Raw genomic sequence first — 24,695 nt, 5'->3', positions numbered from 1 at the left:
ATCCTCGGCAGAAGAGGCGGGGAGGTCGGCGATTCCCCGGCCGTTCCCGCCGGCGCGCGGCTGTTGCGCCGACTGCCGGGGCGTGCCGTTTGGTGTGAGGGTCGCGGGCGCGAGCGCGTGCTCGTCAAGGCCTTCCGGCGACCAGGCCCCTTGGCGCGGCTGCGCGATCGATCTCGGGCGGCGCGGGAGGTCGCCGTGCTGGCTGCCCTGCGAGCGGCGGGCGCGCCGACGCCCGAGCCCCTGGGCCTCGAGCGCCGCGCGGGCGCCGCCTGCGCGCGCATTGCCTGGCTGCCGGGCGCAAGGACACTGGAGCGTTGGCTCGCGCCGTGGCCCGCGCTCCCGGACGCGCCGCGCCTGCTCGCTCGGCGCTGCGGCGAGGCCCTGGCGGCGCTCCACGCGGCCGGCCTGCGGCAACCGGACTGGCACCTGGGCAACCTGATGCTCGACCGCCGCGGGCGCTTCTTCGCGATCGACTTCCACCAGGCGCGGATCGTCGCCTTCGAACACCGCCGGGCCCGGGCGGAGTTGGCTTCACTGGGTGGCGAGGCCCGCGAGCGCGTCCCCGCGGCCCTGCTCGCCACCGCGGCCCTGGCCTGGGCTCGCGCCCTGCCGGCGGATCTCGCGCGCGCCGCCGGCGTGGATGACCCCGCTGGGCGCCGCGCTCTGGTCGAGCAGCTGGCGCGGGAGAGTCGCGCGGCGCGGTGCGCGCGCGTCGAGCGCCACTTGGATCGCTGGTCGCGCTCCAGCGGGCGAGTGGCGTCGATGACGGTCGACGGGGAGCGGGTCCTGGTGGCCCGAGGCGCGAGCCCCGAGCGGATTGCGGCCATCGTTCGCGCGGCGCGCATGGCCGTCGGCAGGCCGAGCGAGTTCGTCACCCGCCCCCTGCCCACCGGGCACGGCCCCGCTTGCACGCTCGTCACAGGCCAGCGGGACGAAGTCGCGCGGATCTGGAACCGCGCGGCGCGCCATGCCGAACACCGTCTGCGGGGCCCATCCCCGCTGTGCCACGCCCCAGGTCCGCCCGCTTGGGCCGTGTTGGAGCACGGACCCCGGCCCCCCGATCGCTGGCCGCCCTCGGACTGCAGCGCCGATCGCGGCCTGGACGCGAGCGGCCCGGTGTCCGCGCGGGCACAGGCTGCGCCCATCGCGTTCACCGGGCCGCGCGATCGCGATCCCGAGTCGTCGGTGCCGATCAGCCCTCGGGCTGCGCCTCTTCGCCGGCGTCGCTGAGGTTCGCGCGCACGAAGGCCGCGATCTTCCCGTTCAGCATCAGCTCGGAGAAGGTCTCCGGCTTGGTGCGCTCGTAGCCCTCGAGAATGGGCCGAATCTTGGGGAAGCCCAGCAACAGGGTCGCCGCCCGGTCGACCAACTGGGGCTGGGTCAGGGTGCGGATGTCCGCCACCAGGATGGCCGCGGATTGGACCTCCTGCCCCTCTTCGAAGTACTGACGGGCCTTGTCGAAGCGCTCCTGCGCGTAGGCCACCTGCTCCTCGTTCAGCAGTGTGTTGAGCGCCTCGAGAGCTTCGCGCTCGGTGGAATCAGTCGTGTTGCTGGCCGCGGCGGCGATGACCGGCATCACGAGGTTGTAGCGCTTGATCCCGGAGTCGAGGAAGTAGTACGCGCGGAACTCGGCGTCGGCCAGGTTGTACGGCGCGTCCTTGGCGATGACCGAGTCGAACTTCTGCTCCTGCTCGGCGATCCAGGCCATGTCGGCGGCCCAGTTCGGATCCTCGAGCCAGATCGGATCCTTATACATCGGCCAGTCCTCGCGCCAGGCGGCGATGCGGTCCCAGAGCAGGCGGACCTTCTCCGGCTCGGCCGGATCGGTCTTGAACTGCCGATCGACCAACCCCTTGAGCTGCTCGTCGACCTCGCGCATGGCGCGCAGCCGCGCCTCGGATCCGTCCTTGAAGGCCTCGCGACCTTCGAGCTCGGCCATCAAGGCCTCGTACTTCGTCTTCTGCTCGGGCTTGAGCTTGGCCGGATTGATCGAGCTCAGGCTGGCGCGCGCGGTCTTGAGGTTGCCGTCGTCCAACTGGCTCGTGGCGGCGGTCATGGCGTTGTCCGCCTTGCTGCTGGAGCCGAAGCCGGAGAATACCCAGACCGCCAGGGCCAGCGCCGCGACGACGCCCACCATGGGCACCCAGGCCGGCAGACCCTGCTTCTTCGCACCGCGATCGCCGCCCCGTTGACGTCCGCCTCCGGCGGCGCCAGCGCGCGCGCCGCCGCGGGCAGCGCCGGCCTTGGACGGAGCCGCGCCGCGCTTGGCCGCTCCGGCGCTCGGCGCGCCAGCCCGGGCAGCGCCGGCCTTGGGCGCAGCTGCCGCCGGGCCCGCCTGCTTGGCCGGCATCGCCCGGGCGGGGACCGCCTTGGCTGGCACCGATTTCGCCGGGGCCTCGTCGGCCTCGACGGTGATCGTCGCCCCGCCGACGGCCAGGGGCGCGCCGAAGGGCAGGTCGACCTCGCCGGAATCCACCGACTGGCCGCCGATCTTGACGGGCTTGTGGACCTGGACCTGGACGCCCTCGGGGCGCACCACCAGGATCGCGTGCTCGGGCTCGACGCCACCTGCGGTCAGCTTCAGCTTGGCGGAGTCAGCCGAGCCGATGCTCAGGCGACCCTTGGAGACGCGGAAGGCCTTCTTCTGGCCTGCGTCGTCGACGATCAGTCGGGGCATGGTCGTTGTGCTCTGGGTCAGAGGGGAGCGGGGCGCAGAGCTTACTTGCTGACCTCGCCGATGGGGACGCCCCAGGCCCGGCGGAGGGGCGCGGCGCCCCGATCGGGCCGGGTTCCCCCACTCCGCGCGAGCGATCTGGCCCGGGCTGACGCCCCACGACCCGAGGGACCGAGCGCGACCCGCCGGCCCGTTCAGCCCTGGTTCAGCCGCGGGCCAGGGCCGGGGTCAGGTCCTCGAGACCCACCCGATCGCCGCTGAGGGCGATGGCGCGGCGCAGCTCGTTCTCGAGCTCGCGCACGTTGCCCGGCCAGGACCAGGCGGACAGGGCGTCCATGGCCTCGGGGGACAGGACGGGCTCCGGCTTGCCCATCTCCCGCGCCAGTCCGGCGAACAGGGCGCGCACGATCAGGGCCACGTCGCCCCCGCGGTCGCGCAGGGGCGGCAGCTCGATGCGGATCACGTGCAGGCGGAAGTAGAGGTCCTCGCGGAAGGTCCCCTCGGCGCACATGGCGGCCAGGTCGCGGTGGGACGCGGCCACGATGCGGACGTCGACCTTGCGCGTCCTGCTGGCGCCGACCGCGCGCACCTCGCCCTCCTGCAGCGTGCGCAGGAGCTTGGCCTGCATGTCGAGCGGCATGTCGCCGATCTCGTCCAGGAACAGGGTGCCGCCGTCGGCGCTCACGAAGTGCCCGGGGCGATCGGCAACGGCGCCGGTGAAGGAGCCGCGCACGTGTCCGAACAGCTCGCTCTCGAGCAGGTTCGGAGGCACGGCGGCGCAGTTGACGGCGACGAAGGGCTTCTTGGCCCGCTTCGAGTTGTCGTGGATCGCCTTGGCCACCAGCTCCTTGCCGGTGCCCGTCTCGCCGTGCACGAGCACGGGCACGTCGCTCGGCGCCACGCGTTCGATCAGGTCGAACACCGCGTGCATCGGCGGGCTGTCGCCGACCATCCCGAAACGGCCGGGGATCGGCTGCTTGACCTTGACCGGCTCGCTCGGACCGCTCGCGCCCTCCGCGAGAGATTCGTCGATCCAGGCGCGCAGCTCGTCGCCCCGGCCGGCCGCGACGGCATCCGCCGCGAGGGCCCGCGCGCGCCGCTCGAGGTCTCCCACGTCGCCTTCGCCCCGGCTCACGAGCCCGCCCCGAGCTTGGTCAGCTTGGCGTACTGCAACAAGAGGGTCTTTGTGCCGGCACTGGGGAAGCGCACGGTCGCGCGCGCGTTGACGCCGCTGCCGCGCAGGCGCTCGACCTGGCCACGGCCGAAGTGCTCGTGCATGACCCAGTCACCCTCGCCCAGACCGGCGCCGGCTTCCCTGTCGTCGTACGCCCCGAGCAGATCGACCTCGTCCGGCTCGGACTCCGCGGCCAGGTCCTGGGGCAGCTCGCGCAGGAAGCGCGAGGGCTCGCGCCAGGAGCTCTGCCCGAAGTGCGTCCGCGTGCGGGCCCAGGACAGGAACAGCCGCTTCATGGCGCGGGTCAGACCCACGTACATCAAGCGCCGCTCCTCCTCGAGGCCGACGCCGGCCTCGTCCATCACGGCGCGGAAGTGCGGGAACAGCTCCTCTTCGAGCCCGGGCAGGAACACCACCGGGAACTCGAGGCCCTTGGCGGCGTGGACCGTCATCAGGGTCACACGCCCCTCCGCATCCTCGCCCTCCCCCAGGGAGTCGACCTCGCTGACCAGGGCGATGTCCTCGAGGAAGGCCCGCAGCCCGCCTTCGGGGTCGTCGCTGTCGAAGGTCTCCGCGTTGGCCCGGAACTCCTCGATGTTCTCTTCGCGCGTCTCCGCGTTCTCCTCCGAGGACTGCACCACCCAGGTCAGGTAGTCGGTCTCCTCGAGCAGCGCCTCGAGGGCCTCGGACGCGCTGCGGCCGGCGAAGTCGCGCAGGTTCTCCATCAGCCCCGCGAAGGCCTCGAGACCCTTCTTGGCCCGCCCGCGGATCTGCGAGCGCGCCTCGCTCGAGGCGGCCGCGCGCAGGAGCGACACGCGCCGATCGGCAGCCCAACCGGAGAGCAGCTCCAGGGAGCGGTCGCCGATGCCCCGCGCCGGCACGTTGACCACCCGCAGGAAGGCCACGTCGTCGTCGGGGTTGACGATCAGCTTCAGGTAGCTGACCAGGTCCTTGATCTCCTTGCGCTGGTAGAACTCCACGCCCCCGGCGATGCGGTAGGGAATGCCCGCCAGGCGCAGGCCGCGCTCCAGGGCGCGCTGCATGAAGTTAACCCGGTAGAAGATCGCCAGGTCGCCGTAGCCGAAGCCCTCGCTGCGCAGCTTGGCGATCCGCAGGGCGATCTGGTCGGCCTCCTCGTTCTCGTCACCGCACTCCAAGAGCCCCAGCGGCTCGCCGGCCTCGCCCTCGGTGTAGAGCTCCTTCTCCTTGCGCTGGGAGTTGTGGCGGATCACGGCCTGGGCCGCGTCGAGGATCGCCTGGGTGGAGCGGTAGTTCTGCTCCAGGCGCACCACTTCGGCCCCGGGGAAGTCGCGCTCGAAGTCGAGGATGTTGCGGATGTCGGCGCCGCGCCAGGCATAGATCGACTGGTCCGGATCGCCGCACACCGCCAGGTTGCCGTGGGCACTGGCCAGGTGCCGCGTCAGCAGGTACTGCACGTGGTTGGTGTCCTGGTACTCGTCCACCAGCACGTGCCGAAAGCGCGTGGCGTAGCTGTCGCGCACTCCCGGATGGCGGTCGAAGAGCTCGAGCACCAGCAGCAGGAGGTCGTCGAAGTCGACCGCGTTGGCCGCGCGCAGGGTCTCTTGGTAGCGCTCCCCCACGCGGCGCAGGACCTCGTGCTCGATGCCTTCCACAAGGCTGTCCTCGCCCTCGCCGCGGCGCGCCAGGTTCTTCTGCTCGCTGATCCAGGCGCCTACCTGGGCCGGGCGGAAGCGGGTCGTGTCGTAGCCCAGGTCCTTGACGATGCGCTTGATCAGCGAGTTGCGATCGGCGGTGTCGTAGATCGAGAAGTCGCGCGTGTAGCGCGTGCCGTCCTCGAAGCCGAGGGTCTCCACGTCACGCCGCAGGATGCGCGCGCACATGGCGTGGAACGTGCTGATCCACGAGCCCCGGGTGGGCAGCAGGGTCTCGACCCGCTCGCGCATCTCGCGCGCGGCCTTGTTGGTGAAGGTGATCGCGCAGATGCCGTCCAACCCGACGCCGCCGCGGGCCGCGAGCCAGGCGATGCGGCGCGTGATCACGCGCGTCTTGCCCGATCCGGCGCCGGCCAGGATCAGCAGCGGACCGCCACCGTGGACCACGGCCTTGCGTTGAGCCGGGTTGAGCCCCTCGAGCAATTGCTCTTCCGCGGGCCAACCGTTCGGGTCCTGGGCCGCATCGTTCGATCCGGCCACGTCCATCCAGCTCAGTCCCGACATCGCGGCTGCGATTCTAGCGAGCGGAAGGCCGCGAAACTCGCACGGATCGTGCTCGCGTTCCGTGCGCGGTTTCAGGGAACCGGGTCGTAGGCCGGTCGGCCAGTGCCCGGGCCGAAGGCGCTCTCGCGCTCGGGCACCAGTGCTACCAGGCGTTCGCGGACGGCGACCTGGTGCTCGACCGGAAGCGGCACGGCGACCCATTCGCCGAAGAGCCGGAAGCGCAGGTGCTCGCCGATCAGGCGCCACTCCTCCAGCTCGTCGTGGGCGAGTACGTGCCACCCGGCGCGCAGGCCGAGCGAACCGCAGACGCGATCGTCGAAGGAGGGTCGCACGATCACCAGCACCACCGCACCGACCAAGAGCGCGAGCTCCGGGGCCGCGGACGCCAAGCCGACGGATAGCGCGATCCAGATCGCGGCCGTCGCCGCCGGAACGGCCACGGCAAAGCGGCTCCAGACCCGTCCCCACTCGGCTCCGAGCTGCTCACCGAGCAACCGTTGCGCCCGCGCCCGCAACCGCAGTGAGTGGACGATCGCCGCCAGGAGCAGCAGACCAGTGGCGGATTCGAGGGCTTGGAGCGCAGTCATGGCGCGGCAGGATAGCGCCGTGGATGGCGCGGCGGGCAGACTGGGTCGATGGACCCGACCGATCCGACCGCTGGCCCCGGCCCCATCAACCCACTCGCGGCGGAGCCGGAAGGCACACGCCAGCTCCAGGGACTGGGGCCGTTGATCGCCAAGGCCCAGTCGCGCCGGCGGCGGCTGGTGTTGGCGGCCCTGGCCGCCATCGGGCTCGGCCTGGCGCTGATCGTCGTCGGGATCTTCCTGGCCCGTCTGCGCGGCCTGCAGGTACTCCAGGACGAGCTGGCGGCCTTCCCCCTCGACAGCGCCAGCGGCGTGCGGCCCGGCATGGCTGCGCGCACCCTCGAGGCTCCCGGCGCCACGACCGCGGTCCTGATGGTCCACGGCTGGTGCAGCGGCCCCACCGACTTCTCGGATCTTCCCGAGCGCCTTCAGGCCCGGGGCTTCCACGTGCGCGTAATGCGCCTGCCCGGCCACGGCACGAGTCCCGAGGACTTCGGCGCCCAGACGGCCGAGGATTGGCGCGGAGCCGTGCGAGCGGAGTTCGACGATCTGGCGGCGCGCTTCCCCCGGGTCGACGGGGTGGGCTTCTCCATGGGTGGCGCGCTCCTGGTGGAGCTGGCCGCGGAGCGCGAGTTCGGCCGCGTAGCCGTCTTGGCACCCTTCTTCGGCCTGCCCTACCCGCGCCCCTTCGGCTGGACGGTCGGAGGCCTGGCGGCGGGGCTTCAGCGGATCCTGCCCTACGTGGACAGCGGACCGGGGGTCAGGACCCTGCGCTGCCGCGAGCACGAGGACGAGTTCCTCAAGTACCGCGCCCTGCCCCTGGCCGCGGTGGTTCAAGCGGACGCCATCGGTCGCGCCGTCGACCGGGACGAGCTCCTGGCGCGGGTCACGGAACCGCTGCTCGTGATCGCCGCGCCGGACGACCCGGTGGCGGGGGCGGAGCGCTCGCTCGACGCCCTGGCACGTACCAACTCCGTGGAGCCGGCCAGTTTCATCGCCGAGTCGTCCGAGCACATCCTGTGCTGGGACTGCGACGCGGAAGCGGTCAAGAACGCCGTGGTCGAGTTCCTGCTCGTCGGCGAGTGATCGCCGCGCCGGAGCCGAGCCTCAGAGCCGAGCCTCAGAGGTTGACCGTGAGGCCGAGCAGCCCGCGCGTGCCTTCGACTTCCACGTCGTTCGAGTCGGCGTAGTCGGCCTGCAAGTGCGCGGAGACGCGACCGCGCAGGAAGTAGCGCCGCAGCACCAGTGAGTACACCTGGGACCCGCCCACGTCGTCGAGGTCCTGGAAGCGCGCGCCGAACTCCCACTCCTCGGAGAAGAGCATGTGGGTCATGGTCAACGCGAAGGGGTTGTTGTCGCCGACGTCTTCGTCGTTCGAGACGTACTCGCCCAGGAGCTGCCAGTTGTTCGCGCGCCAGGCGGCATCGAGGGCCCAGGACGAGCCCCGATCGATGGACGAGTCGTCGGAGAAGGCCAGGCCGAAGCTCAGGCGTGCTTCGCCCGTGTCGCCGAACATCGATTGGGTCAGGGGCACCCCGCCCCCGAGGGGATGCAGCTCGGCGCGGGCGGTGGCGAGGCTCTCGTTGCCGCCGTCGTCGCCTCCGTTCTGCAGGGCGAAGGTCAGGTCCAGCAGCTCGTAGTGACCATCCGCGCGCACGCCCAGGTCGTACCCGTTGGCGCCCAGGGCAACCGCGGAGCGGTCGAAGAAGGTCAGGCTGGCCTTGGGCGTCAGGGCGCCGCGCAGGAAGGGCTGCTTGAACTGCCCGAAGCGGATCGAGTGCCGCTCGCCGATGGGGAAGTCGCCGTAGCCCTCGAGCAACTCGAGCTCGCCCTCCGGTTGGCTGCCCGCGTCGCCCCCATCCAGGGTGAACTGGAACTCGAAGGCATCGACCAGCCCGCCGTTGATCGACAGGCGCGCGTCGTCGAGGCGGACACGGCCACCGTCGTTCGATATCTCCGAGCTGACGTCGGAGATCTCGGCCCGGGCGCGGATCAGGGTGTGGATCTCGATCGGAGCCCACTGACTGCCGGGCTCTTGCCAGGGGAACAGCTCCCCGTCCTGGGGGGACGTGACGACTGCGGCGGCCGAGAGCTCGAGCGCCGGGGGTGTCGTCGGATAGGTGTCCTGCAGCGGCGTGGGAGCCAGGGGCAGCAGGATCGCCGCGAGCGGGGAGATCATGGGAGCCGGTATAGGGACTCCGCAGCCCGCATAGAAGCTTCAACCGCCGCGAGTGACGGGCCGGTGTCGAATCCCCAGCGTCGGCGGGAGCCTGTCCCGGACCCGGATCCGCCCCCGGAAGCCTCGGCCGCGGCGATGGATCGATTGCCTGACCCAGCATCGACGAGCCTGTCCGAGCGCCGACCGACCGGCGGGGTCTGGATCGCGGGCGCGCACGGAGGAGCGGATGGACGACAGCCGGGGATCTCGACCCGCGTCGCGTGGCCTGCGGATCAGAAGACGCCGGCGTCGATGTCGACCAGCATCCGGCGCATGCGCTCGAGGCGTTCGCCCTCGGCCAGGTGCGGGTCCTCGCTGAGGTGCACCTCGAACTGACAGCTGCCCTTGCCCAGCGGCACGAAGATGCGTTCGTCGGCGTGGACCACGCGCGGCGCGCCGCCCTGTGCCGGGCTGACCTCAACCTGGCCCTCGAGCACGCAGATGCAGGTGCCCTTATCCGTCGCGAGCACCGACACGGCGCCGTCGCGGAGGCGGATCATCGCGTTCGGCGTGTCGATGGTCAGGGTCACCGCCCCGCCCGGCAGGGTGCGGACGTTCAGCTCACCCTTGTCCAGGTGCACCGGCGCCAGGGCGTCCGCGAAGATCCGCTGCACGGGGGCGCAGAATCGGACCTGACTGTTGGGCGCAGCTTCCACGAGTGCGCGGTCGTCCAGTGCCAATCGCAGGGCCTCGGGACCGCAGGCCAGCACCCGACCGGTCTCGACGTCCAGGCGCTGCACGCTCGGATCCAGTGGAGTGCGGTCGAACAGAACCGAGGTCGCCTCGATCGGCGCGTGGCGCACCAGCCAATCGGGTCCCAGGAACGTGGGCAGAACGAATGCGAACAGCGCCACCGCCGCGACCAACAGGGCGGCAACGCTCGACAGATGCCGCGTGGGACGACGCCGGACCGAGGTCCCCGCGCGAGCGGCGGCCAGGTCGTGGATCGGTGCAGCCTCACCCGCCGGCGCAGAACCGCCCGCTCCCTCCACCTCGAGCTCGCCCAGGACGAAGCGGGCCTTCAGCTGGGCCCGGAAGCCGCCATCGGACGGCACGCTCGAGAGCGCCGGCGCCAGACCGGAACTCAGGGCCTGCGGTAGCTCGCCTTCCCCACCGGACTCCAGCGAGCCGCCGGCGAAGCCAGCCCGCAGCTCGGCGCGGAACTCGGGGTCGGCCCCGGCCGCGGGGGCTCCGCGCAGGACCGCCTCACCCTCGAACTGGCCGGACACGAAGCTCGCGCGCAGGGCTTTCGCAAACCCCTCTCGCGCCCCTTCGCGGGCCAGGATCTCCCGTAGACGTCGTTCCAATTGCTTCTGAGTGCTCGCCGTGCCAGCGGGGGCTACGACTCTCTTCGGACGGCCGTGACCGCTCGGTTCAGTGATCCTCGCCCTCGGCCGTGCGGGGCTCGGCGCCCAGGGTCCGGCGCAGCTCCTCGAGGGCCCGGCTGAAGCGCTTGCGGACGGCGACCTCGTTGCGACCCAGCAGCTCGCCGATCTCGGCGAAGGAGAGGTCCTCGAAGACCCGCAGGTGCACCGTCTCGCGCATGCCGTCGGGCAGGCGGTCCACGGCGTCGCGGACCATCTGGGCGTCCTCGAGCTGGAGCAGGGGCAGGTCCGGGCTGCCCCCCTCGCCCTCGATCTCGGCCGCCTCGTCCTCGTCGATCGAGGCCTCCCGCTGGGAGTCGCGGTGGGCCCGGGAGCGCCAGTGGTCGCGCACGCGGTTGATCGCCACCGTGAAGACCCAGGGGCGCAGGGCGCGCGAGGGGTCGTAGGTCGGCAGCCCGCGGTAGAGCAGCAGGAAGATGTCCTGGGTCAGGTCCTCCGCCAGGTGGTCCGAGCGCACCATCCCGCGCACGTAGGCGTAGATCCGGTCGAAGTAGGCGTCGAAGAACTGCTCCAGCGCCTCGGGCTCGCGCTGCGACAGGCGTTCACGCACCTGGCGCGAGAGACCGTCGGCGGCGGCGGCCAATTGGTCGTCGACCTGTGGGGCCTGGATGGACATTGGATCGGGAGCGGTGGTCACGGCTGACTTCCCGCTGGCGCGCGGGACGCCCCCACTGTCGCCCTTCAGGGCCCCGCCGGCAACCATTCGGGATCACCTGGCAACGGCCAGGGGCTGACCCGCGACGAGCGGCGGAACCGGGCAGTCGAGGGTCTCGGCGATGGCCCGGTACAGCTCGGCCTCGGCTCGGGTCACTTGCCCGTCGCGGGCGATGGCGGCCTCGCAGGCCTGGAGGAAGCGCCGCTTGTCCCCGGGCCGCAGCCGGGCCAGGGCCTCCAGGGCGGTGTCGAAGCTCCGCAGGGTCGAACCGGCATCGGGCACGCGGTCGCCGATCTGGACGCCGAGGGCCGCGCCGGCGGCTCGGAAGGCGAGCTCGGCCGAGCGCGAGTTGCCGTGGCCCGCCCGCACCAATAGCCCCAGCACCACCGCCGCCCGCGCGCCCGCCTGGCTCAGCTGCAGCTCCCGCCCGCCGGCGGGGGTTGCGTCGAGGCCATGGGCCCGATCCAAGTGGTGGCGCACGATGCGGCGCAGGGTCATCTCGAACAGCTCCACGCGGTTGTCCGACTCGATGGCCATATCCAGGGCGCGCACGAAGGCCGCGTACTGCTTCGGATCGAGCTGGTGCAGGGGAGCCAGGGCCAACTGCAGAAGGGGCAGGCGCGCCTCGGGAGCCAAGCCGCCGAGGGACGGCACCAGCCGGCGCAACTCCCGCACCAGGGGCAGGTCGCCGAGCGCTTCGAGGGCTTCGAACTGCCGCGCGCGACCCGCGTCCTCGGGCTCGAGTGCGAGGGCCAGGACGACGGCCCGCGCGGCGAAAGGGTCCCCGGCGGACCTTCGCAAGAGCGGAGGGATCGACGCCAGGAGCTCCCGTGCCCGCTCGTTGTCCAGTTGATCGACGTCGCCCGCCCGCGCCCGCGCGGCGGCGAGGTCGGCGGCGTTGAAGAGCGCCCCATCGGCGGCCAAGCCCATGGCCACCGCGCCGGGGCCGCTCGCGTTGCGCGCGGCCAGCTCGGCGGCGACCTTCGAGCGCAGGCCCTGGAGTTCGGCATCGGTGGGCTCCGCCAGGCGCTCGACCCTGCCGTCGAAGGCGGGTTCGATGCGGCGAATGCGCTCCAACAGCGGCGGGTGCGTCGCCAGGAGGCCGCCGAAGTTCATCGTGCCCGGCTCGCCGAAGAGCATGTGGCTGACCTCGGCCGCGTGGCTGCCCATGACCTTGGCGTGGCTCGGGAACCCGCCGATCTTCTTGAGCGCGCCGCCGATACCGCCCGGGTTGCGGGTGAACTGCACCGCCGACGCGTCGGCCAGGAACTCGCGCTGGCGCGAGACGGCGGCCTGGATCACCTGGCCGAAGAAGGTCCCGATCGCGCCCAGCACCGCCAGGGCCGCGCCCGCCGCCAGGGCCACCACCACCGCGCTGCCGCCCTCGCGGTTGCTGCGCCGCGGGGCGTAGATCGCGCTGCGGAAGACGTACTGACCGACGAGCCCCAGCACGAGGATCCCGTGCAGCACGCCGATCAGGCGCAGGTTCAGTCGCATGTCCCCGTTGAAGACGTGGCTGAATTCGTGGGCCACCACGCCCTGCAGCTCGTCGCGGGAGAGCTTCTCCATGCAGCCGCGGGTCACGCCAATGACCGCATCGCCGGGCTGCTTGCCGGCCGCGAAGGCGTTGATGCCGTCCTCGCGGTCCATCACGTAGACCGGTGGGACGGGCATGCCGGAGGCGATCGCCATCTCCTCTACCACGTTCAGAAGCCGCCGCTCGAGGGGGTCCGCGCTGCCGCCCTCCAGGTGGCGCCCGCCCATCATGTCGGCCACCGCCCGGCCGCCCGAGGCCAACTGCGCCGTCTTGTAGAGCGAGCCCAGGGCGACCACCGCGCAGACCCCCGCGGCGACCAGCGCGAAGCGCAGGGGGTCGAAGAAGGCCGGCACCGTCACCTGCGGACCGTCGCCCACCAGGGTGTTGACCAGCACCGCGCTGACCACCCCGTAGACCGCGACCACGATCAGCGCGACGGAGATGGCGAACAACACCACCAATCGCCCGGTGCGCTTGCGCGCCTGTTCCTGGTGCTCGAAGAAGTCCATGCGCCGGGCCTGTCCGCGCGGGCGCGCGTCAGCTGAAGGAGACCTTGGGCGCCTGGCGTGCGGCCGGATCGTCGATCTCGAACAGCGAGGCCTCGTCGAAGTTGAACATGCCCGCCAGCACGACGGCCGGGAACGACTCGCGCTTGGTGTTGTAGTTGGTGACCGCGTCGTTGTAGGCCTGGCGCGCGAAGGCAACCTTGTTCTCGGTCGAGGTCAGCTCTTCGGAGAGCTGCATCATGTTCTGGTTGGCCTTGAGGTCGGGGTAGGCCTCCATCACGGCGAACAGGCGCCCCATCGCTCCGGTCAACGCGCCCTCGGCGCCCATCAAGCCGGCCATGGCCTTGCCGTCCGAGGGGTTGGCGGCCGCGTGCTTCTCGGCGCTGACCGCCTGGTTGCGCGCCGCGATCACCGCCTCGAGCGTTTCGCTCTCGTGCTTCATGTAGCCCTTGGCGGTCTCGACCAGGTTGGGGATCAGGTCGTAACGGCGCTTGAGCTGCACGTCGATCTGCGCGAACGCGTTCTCGAAGCGATTGCGGAGGGCGACCAGCTTGTTGTAGATGCCCACGCCCCAGAAGAAGGGAACGATGGCGAACAGAGCGATGACTCCGAGGACGACGTAGAGCATGGAGCGGGCGGGCAGGTGTTGCGGTGGCACGGCGCCCGGCGGGACGCAGCCCGGACCCTACGCCGCCTGCGGGGGGGCATTCAACGGCGGGCCGCGGTCAGCGCTGGCCGAGCGGTTCCCAGGGGCGGGTGCCGGCGCGCGCGACCGCTCCAGACCGGGCCGCCACCGGTCGACCTGAGGTTCGGTCGCCTCGCCCCACCCGGGGCGCGCGGCCAGCTCCCGACGACCCCCACCGACCCCCGTGCAGAAACTCCTCTTGGAATGCGGCCCCGAGCGCCGCGACGGCTGGACCCGCGTCGACCAGGACCCGGTGCACGCGCCCGATCTGGTGGCCCACCCGATCGCGCTGGTCGCCGTGGCCGACGGCTCGGTCGGGGCCCTGGAGCTGCGCCCGCCCCTGTGCGACCTGGACCTGCCCACCGCCCGGCGCGCCTTCGCCGAGTGGCGCAGGGTCCTGGCGCCCGGGGGGAGCCTGGCTCTGCGCACACCGGACGCGGCGGTGGCCGCGGCCCTCGTCGGGCGACTGGTCGACGGGGTCGACCAGGGTCTGGCGGCGTTGTTCGGGCATCCCGACTCGCCGCACCGAGCGGGCCGCCGCTGGGCCTGGACCCGCGAGAGCCTGGCGGCCGAGCTGTCCGCCGCGGGGTTCGACCCGCCGCGTATCGCCCACGGTGAGGACTTCGGCCTGACGGTGACGACCAACCGCCGCGCCAGTGTCGACGACCCCGCCCCGATCGCCAGCCATCCGATCGAGGCGGCCGACCAGGTCGACCGAGCTGCCCGCGAGGTCCAGGCCGACGACACGAGCGGCGGTGACCCGACCATCGTCCTGGCCTGGCCTCGCTACGACGACCCCCAGGTCCTGGACACGTTCTTCCGCGCCTTCGCCGGCGTGCTCAGCGACCGCGACGACACGGTTCTGGCCCTGCTCTACGAGCCGCGCCAGGACGGCGACGAGGGCGAGGTCCTGGCCGCGATCGAGGGCGCCCATGGCCGCGTGCTCGGCAGCGATACACCGCTGGCCGTGGGCTTGGTGCTCGCGCCGCGCGAGACAAGCGGCTGGCGCGAAGTGCAGGCGCGCTCGAGCGTGCGCATCGCCCTGGCGAGCGACACCCTGCGCGGGGCCTACGCGCGCCTGGAGCTACCGCGCATCGAGGATCCCGGCCAGCTGACCGACTTGATCAACGGCACCCCGGCGGGCGGTGCTCCACGCGGCGTGCTGGTCGGCCCCGGTGCGACCCTCGACCGTGACCTGGCCGCGCGAGCGGCGGCACTGCACCCCTGGTTCTATCCCGTCGAGCTCGGCGACCATGTCGTGCTTCCGGGCATCGGCAGTCCGTGCAGCGCCGAGTACCTGACCTCGCGCGCCGCGAACCGCGCCCAGCTGCTGGTCGAGGGCGTGCTCGCCGCGATCGACATGCGCGGCGCTCGCCTGCTCGACCTGGCCTGCAACTGCGCCTTCTGGTCGAGCTACTACGCCCGCGCCGGCGCGACCTCGGTCTTCGGCCTCGAAGGGCGCGAGCGGCACGTGGAGCAGGCGCGCCTGTACTGGGAGGCCAACGGCTTCCTGCCCGCCGGGGCGGCGCAGTTCGTGCGCGGCAACATCTCCGACTCCGCCGACTGGGCCCCGATCCGCGACCGCGGTCCGTTCGATGTAACCCTCTGCGCCGGGATCCTCTACCACGTGGAGAACTACGCGGAGATCCTGCGCTGGGCCGCCGCGGTGACGACCGGCACCTTGATCGTCGACACCCGTGTGCAGGACGGCCCCGAGGTGCTGGTGGACGAGCCCGGCGACGTGCAGTTCAACGCGATCCGCGAGACGCGGCGCAAGGTGACCCCCAACCGCGCCAAGCTGCTGGCGGTGCTGCGCGAGCTCGGCTTCGAGCCCCAGGTGCTGCCCTGCCCCTTCGGCTCGGCGCTCGGGGTCGACCACGCCGACGACTACGCCGACGGAGCGCGGGTCACGATCGTGGCCAAGAAGGTCGCCGTGGCCGCTCCGACCAACGCTGGCGGCCTGCGCTCCATCGGCGTCCCCGGGGGCGCGCGATGAGTGCGCCCGTCTCGCCGATCTACCCCCAAGAACAACGCCTGCGGGTCGACCTCGAGTTGACCAACGCCTGCAACTTCAAGTGCCCGATCTGCCCCCAGGCTTTCACGGGCGACAGGGTCACCGAGGCCGGCGCGCCCTACAACCGTCGCACCGGGATGATGTCGCCAGAGGTCTTCGAGCGCTCCGTCGAGGAGTGCGAGCGCGTCGCCGGTTGGGTCGAGCTCGGCTTCTTCGGCGAACAGACCCTGCACCGGCGCTACTTCGACTACCTCGATCGCCTGGGGCGCCGCGAGAGCTTCGCCCTCGAGCTCAACACGAACCTGTCCCTCGTCACCCGCGAGACCCTCGCCAAGTGGATCGAAGTGCGCCTCGACCTGGCGCGCCTGTCGGTGGACGCGGTGACACCCGAGGTCTTCAACCGCGCCCGGCCCGGGCAGGTCCGCGACCTGGACGGCAACATCGTGGACGAGGCCGATCGCATGGATGCGATCAACGAGAAGATCGACTACTGGCTGGGCCTCGCGGACCATTGCCCCACGCGCCTGGTCTTCGTCAAGAGCTCCCACAACACCGGCGAACGCCTGCCGTTCGTCGAGCGCTGGCGTCCGCGCTTGGGTCCCGAGGACGTGGTGCTGCTCAAACAGATGCTCAGCTACGGCGGCAAGATGGCCGACCCGGCCGTGCGCGCCCACGCCTGCAACATCTGGAACGAGCGCTACCTGATGATCGACTGGCGCGGCGACCTCTCGCCCTGCAACCTCGACACGAACATGGACCTGGCGATCGGCAACGTGATGCGCGACTCCCTGCACGGGGCCTACCGGGGCGCGATCGCGAACCACCTGCGCTCGCGGACCGGCTGCGGGAAGGACTTGACACCCTGCCGCACCTGCGTGGACGCGAACAACTGGTCGGAGAACGAGTTCTACAAGAACGCCGCCCACCACCCCGAAGAGGCACTCAACCAGCCGCCCGCCGATGCGGAGGTCGGGCACGAGTCGCCGACGATGACGCCGGCCACGGCCGCTCAGCCCTTGTAGCGTCGGCGGAACTCGGCGGGGCCGGCCTCGCCGCCGCGGGTGAACAGGCGGTGCACGCTGCGCGCGCTCGACAGACCGACCTCGCCGGCGATGGTCTCGAGCGACCAATCCGTGGAGAGCAGCAGGCCGCGGATGCGCTCGAGCCGCGCGCGCTCGATCTCGCCCTGGATCGAGCGACCCAGGTGGCGGGCGAAGGCCTGCTTGAGGCCGGAGCGCGACAGGCGCCCGGCGGCCACCACCGCGTCGACCCGGACCGGATCGGCCAGGTGCTGCGCGATGAACGCCACCGCCGCGGCCACGTCGCGGTGTGCGACGGCGACCAGGTCGGTGCTGCGCCGCGCGACCACGGTGCCGACCGCCAGGCGCTCCAGGCTCGGCTCGGTCGGCCGCTCCCCGCGCTCGCGCGCCCCCATCAGGGCGTCGAGCCGCGCGGCCGCCCGCTCGCCCCAGGCTTCCAGATCGAGGGCCACACTCGACAGGGGCACCGGCAGGGCCTCGCAGGCCAGGGCCTGGTTGTCGACGCCCAGCACGGCCACGTCCTCGGGACACCGCAGCCCCGCGCGCCCGGCCGCATGGACCACCTGGGCCCCCCAGGTGTCGTTGAAGCACAGCACGCCGACGGGGCGCGGCAGCTCGGCCAGGCGGCGACCGAGCTCCTCCTCGGCCGCGATCCAGCCGTCCACTTGGTCGGTCTGCACCGGCGCCAGGTCCAAGAGGCCCAGCCCGCGCTCGGCCAGGGCCCGCGCGAAGCCCTCGCGCCGCAGCCGCACCGGCGGGGCGTCGAGGTCGGGGAAGAAGGCGAGGTGTCGGATCCCGCGCGCGAGCAGGTGGTCGGCGGCCAGGGCGCCGATGTGGTCCGGGTCGAACTCGATCGCCGTCACGCCGTGGTGCGGACCGAAGACCGAGAGGTCCACGGCGGGCAAGCCCAAGCTGGCCACGAGCTGGGCCACCTGCTCGTCGACCGCGGTGCAGCCGAGCTTGCAGAGCACCCCGTCCCCCTGCCAACCCCAGACCGGCTCGCGCGAGTTGGCCATGCGGGCATCCAGGCGCCAGCCGCGCTCGGCCGCGTAGCGGGCCACGCCCCGGTGCACCCGGGGGTCGTACCAGGACAGGGCCAGGAGTACCGAGCGTCCGGTCCGAGGCGGTGCCGACCCCGCGCAGGCCACCGCCGAGGCGGTCCGGTCGGGTCGATCGCTGTCCATGGGGTCCGGGTCAGTGGCCAAGGGGACGTTCCGCGCGGGCGGCGCCCACAGTACCGTCAAGGTCGCCGGAGAGCGGCTCTCCCCCATCCATGCAGCCCATTCCCTCGCTCCTCCTTGCGGCCCTCGCCTCGCCCTCGCTGGCCTCGGCGGCCCAGGCCGACGGTCACGGGTTCGCCGCGGTGCGCGCGGTGATCGAGCGCAACTGCCTGGAGTGCCACGGGGGCGCCAAGCGCGAGAGCGGGCTGTCCTTCGCGGACGGGGCGACCTTCGCCCTCGGCGGAGCTCGCGGAGCGCAGGTGCAGGCCGACGACCCAGCCGCGAGTCGGCTGCTGCGCGTCATCGGCTACGGCGATCCGAGCCTGGCCATGCCGCCCTCGGGGCCCCTGGCCGAGGCGGACCGGGCCCTGCTCGAAGCCTGGGTCCTCGCGGGCGCGACCTGGCCCGAGGGTGCGGCCGGCCAGCTGGCCGATCCCGACGCCCACCCGATGGAGCGCCACGGGCCCGCGCCGAGCGATCCCTGGTGGGCCTACGACCCGCTGGTGCCGCCGGTGGTGCCCGAGGTGCTCGACCAGGAGTGGTCGCGGTCCTCCATCGACGCCTTCATCGGTCACCGCCTGGACGAGCGGGGCCTGCGCCCGGCCGAACAGGCCAGGCCGGAGGCGCTCCTGCGCCGGGCGACCTTCGACCTGACCGGCCTGCCGCCGAGCTCCGACGACCGTGCGAGGTTCCTCGAGCGGGTCGAGTCCGACGGCTTCGAGCGCGCCTGGTCCGGACTCCTGGACGAGCTCTTCGAGAGCCCCCACTACGGCGAGCACCAGGCGCGGCAGTGGCTGGATCTGGTGCGTTACGGCGAGACCAACGGCTACGAGCGCGACGGGGCCAAGCGCAACGTGTGGCGCTATCGCGACTGGGTCGTGCGTGCGTTCGATGCGGACCTGCCCTACGACCGCTTCGCCGCGCTGCAGTTGGCCGGCGACGAGATCGCGACCGAGCTCGACGACCCGGCGGCGCGCGCGGAGGCCCTCTTGGCCACGGGCTTCTACCGGCTGGGCGTGTGGGACGACGAGCCCGCCGATCCCGAGCAGGCCTTCGCGAACGAGATCGCCGACATCGTCGACACCACGTCGCAGGTCTTCATGGCCACGACCATGGGCTGCGCGCGCTGTCACGACCACAAGGCCGATCCGATCAGCCAGCGCGAGTACTACGGGCTCACCGCCACCTTCGCCGGCCTGGTCAGCTACGGCGGGGGTGGCTACAGCCAGGGCCAGGGTCCGGGAGCCACGCGCGACGTCCGCGCTCCCGACGCCGCGCTCCTGCCGACGGCCGCCGAGCGCGACGCGCGCGTCGCGGAGCTCGACGCGCAGCTCGAGCAGTTCGCAGCCGACTTCGGCCTGCCCAGTGGCGGCGCCGGTCAGGTCCTGGTCGCGGACGCACGGGGGGCCGGCGCCGCTTGGCGCTACCACTTCGGCTCAGCGACCGAGGGCTGGACCAACCCGGCCTTCGACGACAGCACCTGGAGCGAGGGCCCCGGCGGTTTCGGCACGGTCGGAACCCCCGGCGCCCGCGTCGGAACCGTCTGGGACAGCGCGCGCATCCAACTGCGCACGACCTTCCGCCTGGACGCGATCCCGTCCGCTCTGCGCCTCGCCCTGCACCACGACGAGGACGTGACGGTGTTCCTCAACGGCCAGCGCGTGCTGCACCGCGAGGGCTATCGCGTGGACTACGGCGAGTTCCAGTTGGACGACACCGCCCTCGCCGCCCTGGTGGTCGGGCGCAACGTGCTGGCGCTCGACTGCACCCAGACCGCCGGCGGGCAGTACCTGGACGCGGGCCTCGACACCGGGCGGGACGGGGATGCGGAGGGGGCGACCCTCGCGGCGCTCGAGAACCTGTTGCCCCAGCGCGCGGACGACGGCCTCGCGCGCCGTTGCAAGCTCGCGCTCGACGAACGCGCGGCCCTGCTGACCGCACCGGTGGCCGAGCCCTTCCCGGCCCAGGTCGCCTACGAGCGCGGCGGCGAGCCCCCGGCGCAATTCGTGCACCTGCGCGGCAGCGTCCACGCCCCCGGCGACGAGGTCGGACCGGGGACGCCGAGGGCCTGGTCCGTGGGCACCCGAACCGGCGCGGGCCCGCTCGCGTTCCCCGAGGTCTCCTTGGAGGCCGAGTCGAGCGGTCGCCGCCGCGCCCTCGCAGGCTGGCTCTTCGACGGCGGCGCCCACCTGGCCGCGCGGGTGGAGGCCAACCGCCTGTGGCAGTCGGTCTTCGGCCGCGGCCTGTGCCGCACCTCCGGCGACTTCGGCCGCCTGGGCGACCTGCCGACCCACCCGCAGCTCCTCGACCACCTGGCCTGCGAGCTGATCGCGCGCGGCTGGTCCAGGAAGTCGCTGCAGCGCTACCTGATGGAGAGCCGCACCTACCGCATGGCCACCGTCGGTCCGGACGCGTCCCTGGCGGCCGATCCGCGGAACGACCTCTATTGGCGCTACGAGCCGCGCCGACTCACGGCCGAGGAGTTCCGCGACGCGACCCTCGCGGTCAGCGGCGAGCTCGAGCCCGAGCGCTTCGGTCCCAGCGTCTTCCCGCCTCTACCCGCCGAGGTGCTGGCGACCGCCTCGCGGCCCACGGAGGCCTGGGGCCAGGCGACCCCGGCCCAGGCCGCACGGCGCAGCCTCTACGTGCACGTCAAGCGCTCCCTGCGCGAGCCGCTGCTGGCGGCCCACGACCAGCCCGACCCCGACCTGCCCTGCCCGGCGCGCTTTCCGACCAACGTGCCGACCCAGGCCCTCCTGACCCTCAACGGCGAGTTCGTGAACGGGCGTGCGGCCGCCCTCGCGGAGGCCCTGATCGCCGCTACGGACGATCCGCGCGCCCGCCTTTCCCTCGGCATCGAACGCGCCCTGTGCCGCGCGCCCCTGGACGGTGAGGTCGAGCGCGCGGAGGCCTTCTTGGTCGATCTGCGCGACGGCTACGCCCTGGACGAGCGACGCGCCCTCGAGCTGTTCGCCCTCGCGCTCATGAATCGCAACGAGTTCCTCTGGCTCGACTGATGCACGCCGACGAACCGCAGCCCTCTCGCGACGCTGCTGCGCCCCACGGTCGCGCCTGCGTCACCTCGCGCCGTCAGTTCCTTTGGGACACCGCCGGTGGTTTCGGCGCCGTGGCGTTGACCGGCATGCTCGGCTCGGAGTTCCTCGGCGCCCAGGCCCGCGCGGCCGACGGCTCGGGCGCGAACCCCGTCGCCGGGCGTCCGATGAGCGCGGAGCGCATCGCGCGCGCCAAGCACGTGATCTTCCTGTTCATGTACGGCGGGCCGAGCCAGATCGACACCTTCGACCACAAGCCGCACCTCTACGGACTCGACGGTCGCACGGTCGACGTGCCGACCTTCGGCCGCCAGGGCAAGCGGCCCGGCGGGCGCCTGGTCGCGCCGCGCTGGCGCTTCCGGCCCTACGGCGAGTGCGGCAAGCAGGTCTCGGACCTGTTCCCCTGCCTCGGTACCCAGGTCGACAAGATCGCCTTCCTGCACGGCATGTACGCCGAGAGTCCGATCCACGGCTCGGCGCTCTTGAACATGAACACGGGCCGGATCATCTCCGGCCACCCGAGCCTGGGCTCCTGGGTCAACTACGGCCTGGGCACGCTGAACCGCGACCTGCCGGGCTACGTGGTGATGCTGGACGAGAGCGGCGGTCCGATCAGCGGTGCGAAGAACTGGACCAGCGGCTACATGCCGGCGTCCTTGCAGGGGGTCCAGATCCGGACGCAAGGCGCCCCGATCTTGGCCCTCGAACGCCCGCAGGGCATGGACGCAGCCGCCCAGCGGTTGCTCCTCGATCACCTGGCCCAGGAGAACGGGCTGCACGCCCAGGCGCGCGCTGGAAACCCCGAGTTGGCGGCGCGGTTGGAGCAGTTCGAGCTGGCCTACCGCATGCAGTCTGCGGCGCCCGAAGCCGTGGACTTGAGCGCCGAGAGTGCCGCGACGCGCGAGCTCTTCGGCCTGGGCGACCCGGTCACCCACGACTTCGGTTCGAAGTGTCTGCTGGCGCGACGCCTGGTGGAGCGCGGCGTGCGCTTCATCCAGATCTACTCCGGCGGCGGCCACAACGACGACAACTGGGACGCCCACGGGGACCTGGTGTTCAACCACACGCGCCACGCGGGGCGCACCGATCGGCCGATCGCGGCGCTGCTGGTCGACCTCGAGCGGCGCGGGCTGCTCGACGAGACCCTGGTCGTCTGGGGCGGCGAGTTCGGGCGCCAACCCACGGCCGAGTACGCCGAGGGCACCGGGCGCGACCACAACTCGTGGGGCTTCACCATGTGGATGGCCGGGGGTGGCGTGAAGGGTGGGACCAGCGTCGGCGCGACCGACGAGCTGGGCTCGAAGGCGGTCGAGGACCGCTATCACGTGAAACGCCTGCACGCGACGATCCTGCACCTGATGGGCTTGGACCCGAACGGGCTGACCTACTTCTTCAGCGGGCTCGACCAGAAGCTCGTCGGCGTCGAGGGCGCGGAGCCGATCCACAAGGTGCTGGCTTGAGCGTCGAAGGCACCGCGCAGGTGTTCGGGACCGAGCAGTGGCTGGAGTTCGCCGGGCGCCTGCACCCGCTGCTGTTGCACCTGCCGATCGGTCTCTTGGCGGCAGCGTTCCTGCTGGAAGCCGTCTCCGCCTTCCGCGCCTCGGCCGCGGTCCCGCGACGGCTGGTGATCGTCGGCCTGGCCCTCTCGGCCGCGATCGCGGCGAGCAGCGGTTGGTTGCTCGGGCGCGAAGCCGATTACGCCGGCGAGCTGGTGGACGAGCACCGCCTGCTCGGCATCGCCGTGGCCGTTGTCGCCACCCTCGTCGCGCTGCTCGACCTGTTCGGCCGCTCGGAGTGGTCCTCGGTCGCGCGGCGTGTGGCCCTGGTGGCCTGCGCAGGCTTGACCGTCATCGCGGGGCACCACGGGGGCGAGTTGACCCACGGTGCGAGGTTCTTGAGCGAGAAGGCGCCGCCGGTGCTGGCGGTGCTGCTCGGCGGGCCGCCGCGCGAGCCTGCGGCCACGGACGGCTCCGCGGCCAGCCTGCTGGCGGCGTCCGACGGCGAGTTCGAGGGCAGCACCGCCGCCCGCGCCGATGCGACGCTCGTGCTCGGGGCCCTCGAGCGACGCTGCTTCGAGTGCCACGGGGAGTCGAAGTCCAAGGGCGACCTGCGCCTGGACCTCCTCGACGGGCTGCTGTCGGTGGTCAGCCCCGGAGCTCCGCTCGGCTCGACGATCTACCAGCGCGTGACCCTGCCCCGAGACGACGAGGACGCCATGCCGCCGACCGGCGCGCCCCTGGCGGAGGCGGAGATCGCGGCGCTCGCGCGCTGGATCGAACGCGGCGCGACCGAGATCGACGTGGAGGCCGAGCTCTCGACGAACCGAGCCCTCGCCGCTGCGGCCGAGTCGACGGTCGCGGACGTCGCCCTCGCGAGCGGCGCGCGCATCGCGGCCCTCGTGATCGACCTCGGCGCACCGGCTGCCGAGCGGCGGCTGGAAGTCGACTGGGGAGGCACCGGCGTCACGCCCGACGCCGCGAACCTCGCCGCCCTGGCCCCCATCGCCGAGCGCGTGGTCGAGCTGCGCCTCGCCGGGCTGGACCTCGCCGGCGAGGGCCTCGCGGGCCTGGGCGAGCTCCCGGCCCTGGACCGCGCGCACCTGGAACGCTCCAGCGCCGGCGACGCGGAGGTGGCGACCCTTGCCGCTCGCGCGCCGCGCCTGCGCTACCTCAACCTGCATTCCACGCGGGTCACGTCCCTCGCCCTGCCGGCGATCGAGGGCCTGGAGCGGCTCGAGCAACTCGTGCTGTTCGACACCGCGCTGACGCCGGCGGACGTCGCCGAGCTGACCGCCGAGCGCCAGGACCTGCAGGTCAGCTTCGACGGCGGTCTGCCGAGCGCTCCCCTGGCCGATCGCCCCGTGCGCCGCGTCCTGGCCGCCGACGCGTCGACGGGCCGCATCGCCCTGTTGCGCGAGGTCGCCATCGGCCACGCGGAGCTCCTGTGGGAGCACCCCATCCGCGACCTGCACGACATCCAGTGGCTCGGCGCGACCACCGGCGAGCACGGCCGCGTGCTGTTCCAGGACAGTTGGACCCACCTGCTCGAGGTCGACACGGCCACGGACGAGGTGCTGTGGCAGTACGACGCGGCCGCCAGCGGCGAGGGTCCGGTGGAGGTCCACGCCTTCCGCCGGCTCGAGGACGGCACGACGATGGTGGCCGAGTCCGGGCGCGGGCGCGTGGTGTTCGTCGACGCGGCCGGCGAGATCGTCGACAAGTTCCCGCTGACCCTGGACGGCCACAGCGTCCACAGCGATACGCGCCTGGTGCGCCCGACCCCCACCGGCACCTTCCTCGTGGCCCACGAGCGCGACGGTGTCGTGCGTGAGTACGACCGCACCGGCCAGGTGGTCTGGGAGTACGACGTGCCGCTCTTCGACCGCGAGCCCGCGCCCGGCCACGGACCCGAGGCCCACGGCGACCAGGTCTTCTGCGCCCTGCGCCTGGCGGACGGCGACACGCTGATCTCCACCGGCAACGGCTCGTCCCTCTTGCGCGTGCGGCCGAGCGGCTCCCTGCGCTGGCACCTGGGTCAGGACGACGTGTACGGCGTGCGCCTGGCCTGGACCACCGCGCTGCAGGAGCTGTCCGGCGGGAACCTGCTCGTCGGCAACTGCCACGCGGGCCCGGGCCAACCCCAGGCGGTCGAGCTGACCCCCGCGGGCGAGCTGGTCTGGGAGTTCGAGGACCACGAGTTGTTCGGCGACGCACTCTCCAACCTCGTCGTCGTGGAGGCCGCCCCGTGAGCGA

17 protein-coding genes are annotated in these 24,695 nt (G+C 72.4%); 7 read left to right on the top strand and 10 right to left on the bottom strand.

Annotation, left to right across the window (positions count from 1 at the left end; genetic code table 11):
* Window positions 1-63 precede the first annotated feature (63 nt).
* On the top strand, window positions 64-1,230 hold the full coding sequence (locus Pla133_RS09620) for a lipopolysaccharide kinase InaA family protein (RefSeq protein ID WP_419192300.1): 1,167 nt from the start codon (window positions 64-66) through the stop codon (window positions 1,228-1,230).
* Here Pla133_RS09620 and Pla133_RS09615 read toward each other — a convergent pair.
* From Pla133_RS09615 to Pla133_RS09600, 4 genes are all read right to left on the bottom strand, one after another.
* On the bottom strand, window positions 1,193-2,677 hold the full coding sequence (locus Pla133_RS09615; protein ID WP_145064700.1) for an FHA domain-containing protein: 1,485 nt from the start codon (window positions 2,675-2,677) through the stop codon (window positions 1,193-1,195). The two genes, Pla133_RS09620 and Pla133_RS09615, sit on opposite strands and share 38 nt — an antisense overlap.
* Window positions 2,678-2,879: 202 nt before the next feature.
* A complete protein-coding gene (locus Pla133_RS09610) occupies window positions 2,880-3,809 on the bottom strand; it encodes a sigma-54 interaction domain-containing protein (protein WP_419192299.1) in 930 nt (309 codons plus the stop codon).
* Window positions 3,806-6,046: an ATP-dependent helicase gene (locus Pla133_RS09605; RefSeq protein WP_419192298.1), complete on the bottom strand. Its 2,241-nt coding sequence runs from the start codon at window positions 6,044-6,046 to the stop codon at window positions 3,806-3,808. The genes Pla133_RS09610 and Pla133_RS09605 overlap by 4 nt, the downstream gene beginning before the upstream one ends.
* Before the next feature lie 71 nt (window positions 6,047-6,117).
* The gene (locus tag Pla133_RS09600) at window positions 6,118-6,633 is read right to left on the bottom strand and encodes a hypothetical protein (RefSeq protein WP_145064699.1); all 516 of its coding nucleotides are present in this window, start codon (window positions 6,631-6,633) and stop codon (window positions 6,118-6,120) included.
* Window positions 6,634-6,681: 48 nt separating this feature from the next.
* Here Pla133_RS09600 and Pla133_RS09595 point away from each other — a divergent pair, with 48 nt between their 5' ends.
* A complete protein-coding gene (locus tag Pla133_RS09595; protein ID WP_145064698.1) occupies window positions 6,682-7,716 on the top strand; it encodes an alpha/beta hydrolase in 1,035 nt (344 codons plus the stop codon).
* 34 nt (window positions 7,717-7,750) lie between these two features.
* On the opposite strand, the gene Pla133_RS09590 is transcribed toward Pla133_RS09595, so the two are convergent.
* From Pla133_RS09590 to Pla133_RS09570, 5 genes are all read right to left on the bottom strand, one after another.
* Window positions 7,751-8,809 (bottom strand): porin, encoded by a 1,059-nt coding sequence (locus Pla133_RS09590; RefSeq protein WP_145064697.1) that lies wholly within the window; start codon window positions 8,807-8,809, stop codon window positions 7,751-7,753.
* A gap of 272 nt (window positions 8,810-9,081) precedes the next feature.
* Window positions 9,082-10,155 (bottom strand): FecR family protein, encoded by a 1,074-nt coding sequence (locus Pla133_RS09585; protein ID WP_419192297.1) that lies wholly within the window; start codon window positions 10,153-10,155, stop codon window positions 9,082-9,084.
* Between the two features lie 67 nt (window positions 10,156-10,222).
* A complete protein-coding gene (locus Pla133_RS09580; RefSeq protein WP_419192296.1) occupies window positions 10,223-10,849 on the bottom strand; it encodes an RNA polymerase sigma factor in 627 nt (208 codons plus the stop codon).
* A gap of 93 nt (window positions 10,850-10,942) precedes the next feature.
* Window positions 10,943-12,934, bottom strand: coding sequence for a M48 family metallopeptidase (locus Pla133_RS09575; protein ID WP_145064694.1), 1,992 nt, complete (start codon window positions 12,932-12,934; stop codon window positions 10,943-10,945).
* 28 nt (window positions 12,935-12,962) lie between these two features.
* Entirely contained in the window at window positions 12,963-13,559 is a 597-nt protein-coding gene (locus tag Pla133_RS09570) for a LemA family protein (RefSeq protein WP_145064693.1), read from the bottom strand.
* Between the two features lie 241 nt (window positions 13,560-13,800).
* Here Pla133_RS09570 and Pla133_RS09565 point away from each other — a divergent pair, with 241 nt between their 5' ends.
* Both Pla133_RS09565 and Pla133_RS09560 read left to right on the top strand, forming a co-directional pair.
* The gene (locus Pla133_RS09565) at window positions 13,801-15,612 is read left to right on the top strand and encodes a class I SAM-dependent methyltransferase (RefSeq protein ID WP_145064692.1); all 1,812 of its coding nucleotides are present in this window, start codon (window positions 13,801-13,803) and stop codon (window positions 15,610-15,612) included.
* On the top strand, window positions 15,609-16,652 hold the full coding sequence (locus tag Pla133_RS09560; RefSeq protein WP_145064691.1) for a radical SAM protein: 1,044 nt from the start codon (window positions 15,609-15,611) through the stop codon (window positions 16,650-16,652). Before Pla133_RS09565 ends, Pla133_RS09560 begins: the two co-directional genes overlap by 4 nt.
* Here the strand turns inward: Pla133_RS09560 and Pla133_RS09555 are convergent.
* Window positions 16,640-17,854 (bottom strand): substrate-binding domain-containing protein, encoded by a 1,215-nt coding sequence (locus Pla133_RS09555; RefSeq protein WP_419192295.1) that lies wholly within the window; start codon window positions 17,852-17,854, stop codon window positions 16,640-16,642. The genes Pla133_RS09560 and Pla133_RS09555 overlap by 13 nt on opposite strands.
* A gap of 89 nt (window positions 17,855-17,943) precedes the next feature.
* Here Pla133_RS09555 and Pla133_RS09550 point away from each other — a divergent pair, with 89 nt between their 5' ends.
* From Pla133_RS09550 to Pla133_RS09540, 3 genes are read left to right on the top strand one after another with little or no spacing between them, the layout of a single operon-like run.
* The gene (locus tag Pla133_RS09550) at window positions 17,944-20,907 is read left to right on the top strand and encodes a PSD1 and planctomycete cytochrome C domain-containing protein (RefSeq protein WP_145064689.1); all 2,964 of its coding nucleotides are present in this window, start codon (window positions 17,944-17,946) and stop codon (window positions 20,905-20,907) included.
* Complete coding sequence (locus Pla133_RS09545) at window positions 20,907-22,403, top strand: DUF1501 domain-containing protein (RefSeq protein WP_145064688.1); 1,497 nt, start codon at window positions 20,907-20,909, stop codon at window positions 22,401-22,403. The genes Pla133_RS09550 and Pla133_RS09545 overlap by 1 nt, the downstream gene beginning before the upstream one ends.
* A complete protein-coding gene (locus Pla133_RS09540; protein ID WP_145064687.1) occupies window positions 22,400-24,691 on the top strand; it encodes a c-type cytochrome domain-containing protein in 2,292 nt (763 codons plus the stop codon). Before Pla133_RS09545 ends, Pla133_RS09540 begins: the two co-directional genes overlap by 4 nt.
* Window positions 24,692-24,695: the final 4 nt, after the last annotated feature.

The sequence above is a fragment of the Engelhardtia mirabilis genome (genome assembly GCF_007748095.1).
Taxonomy (GTDB): Bacteria; Planctomycetota; UBA1135; order UBA1135.
This window is presented reverse-complemented; position numbering and strand designations above follow the sequence as displayed.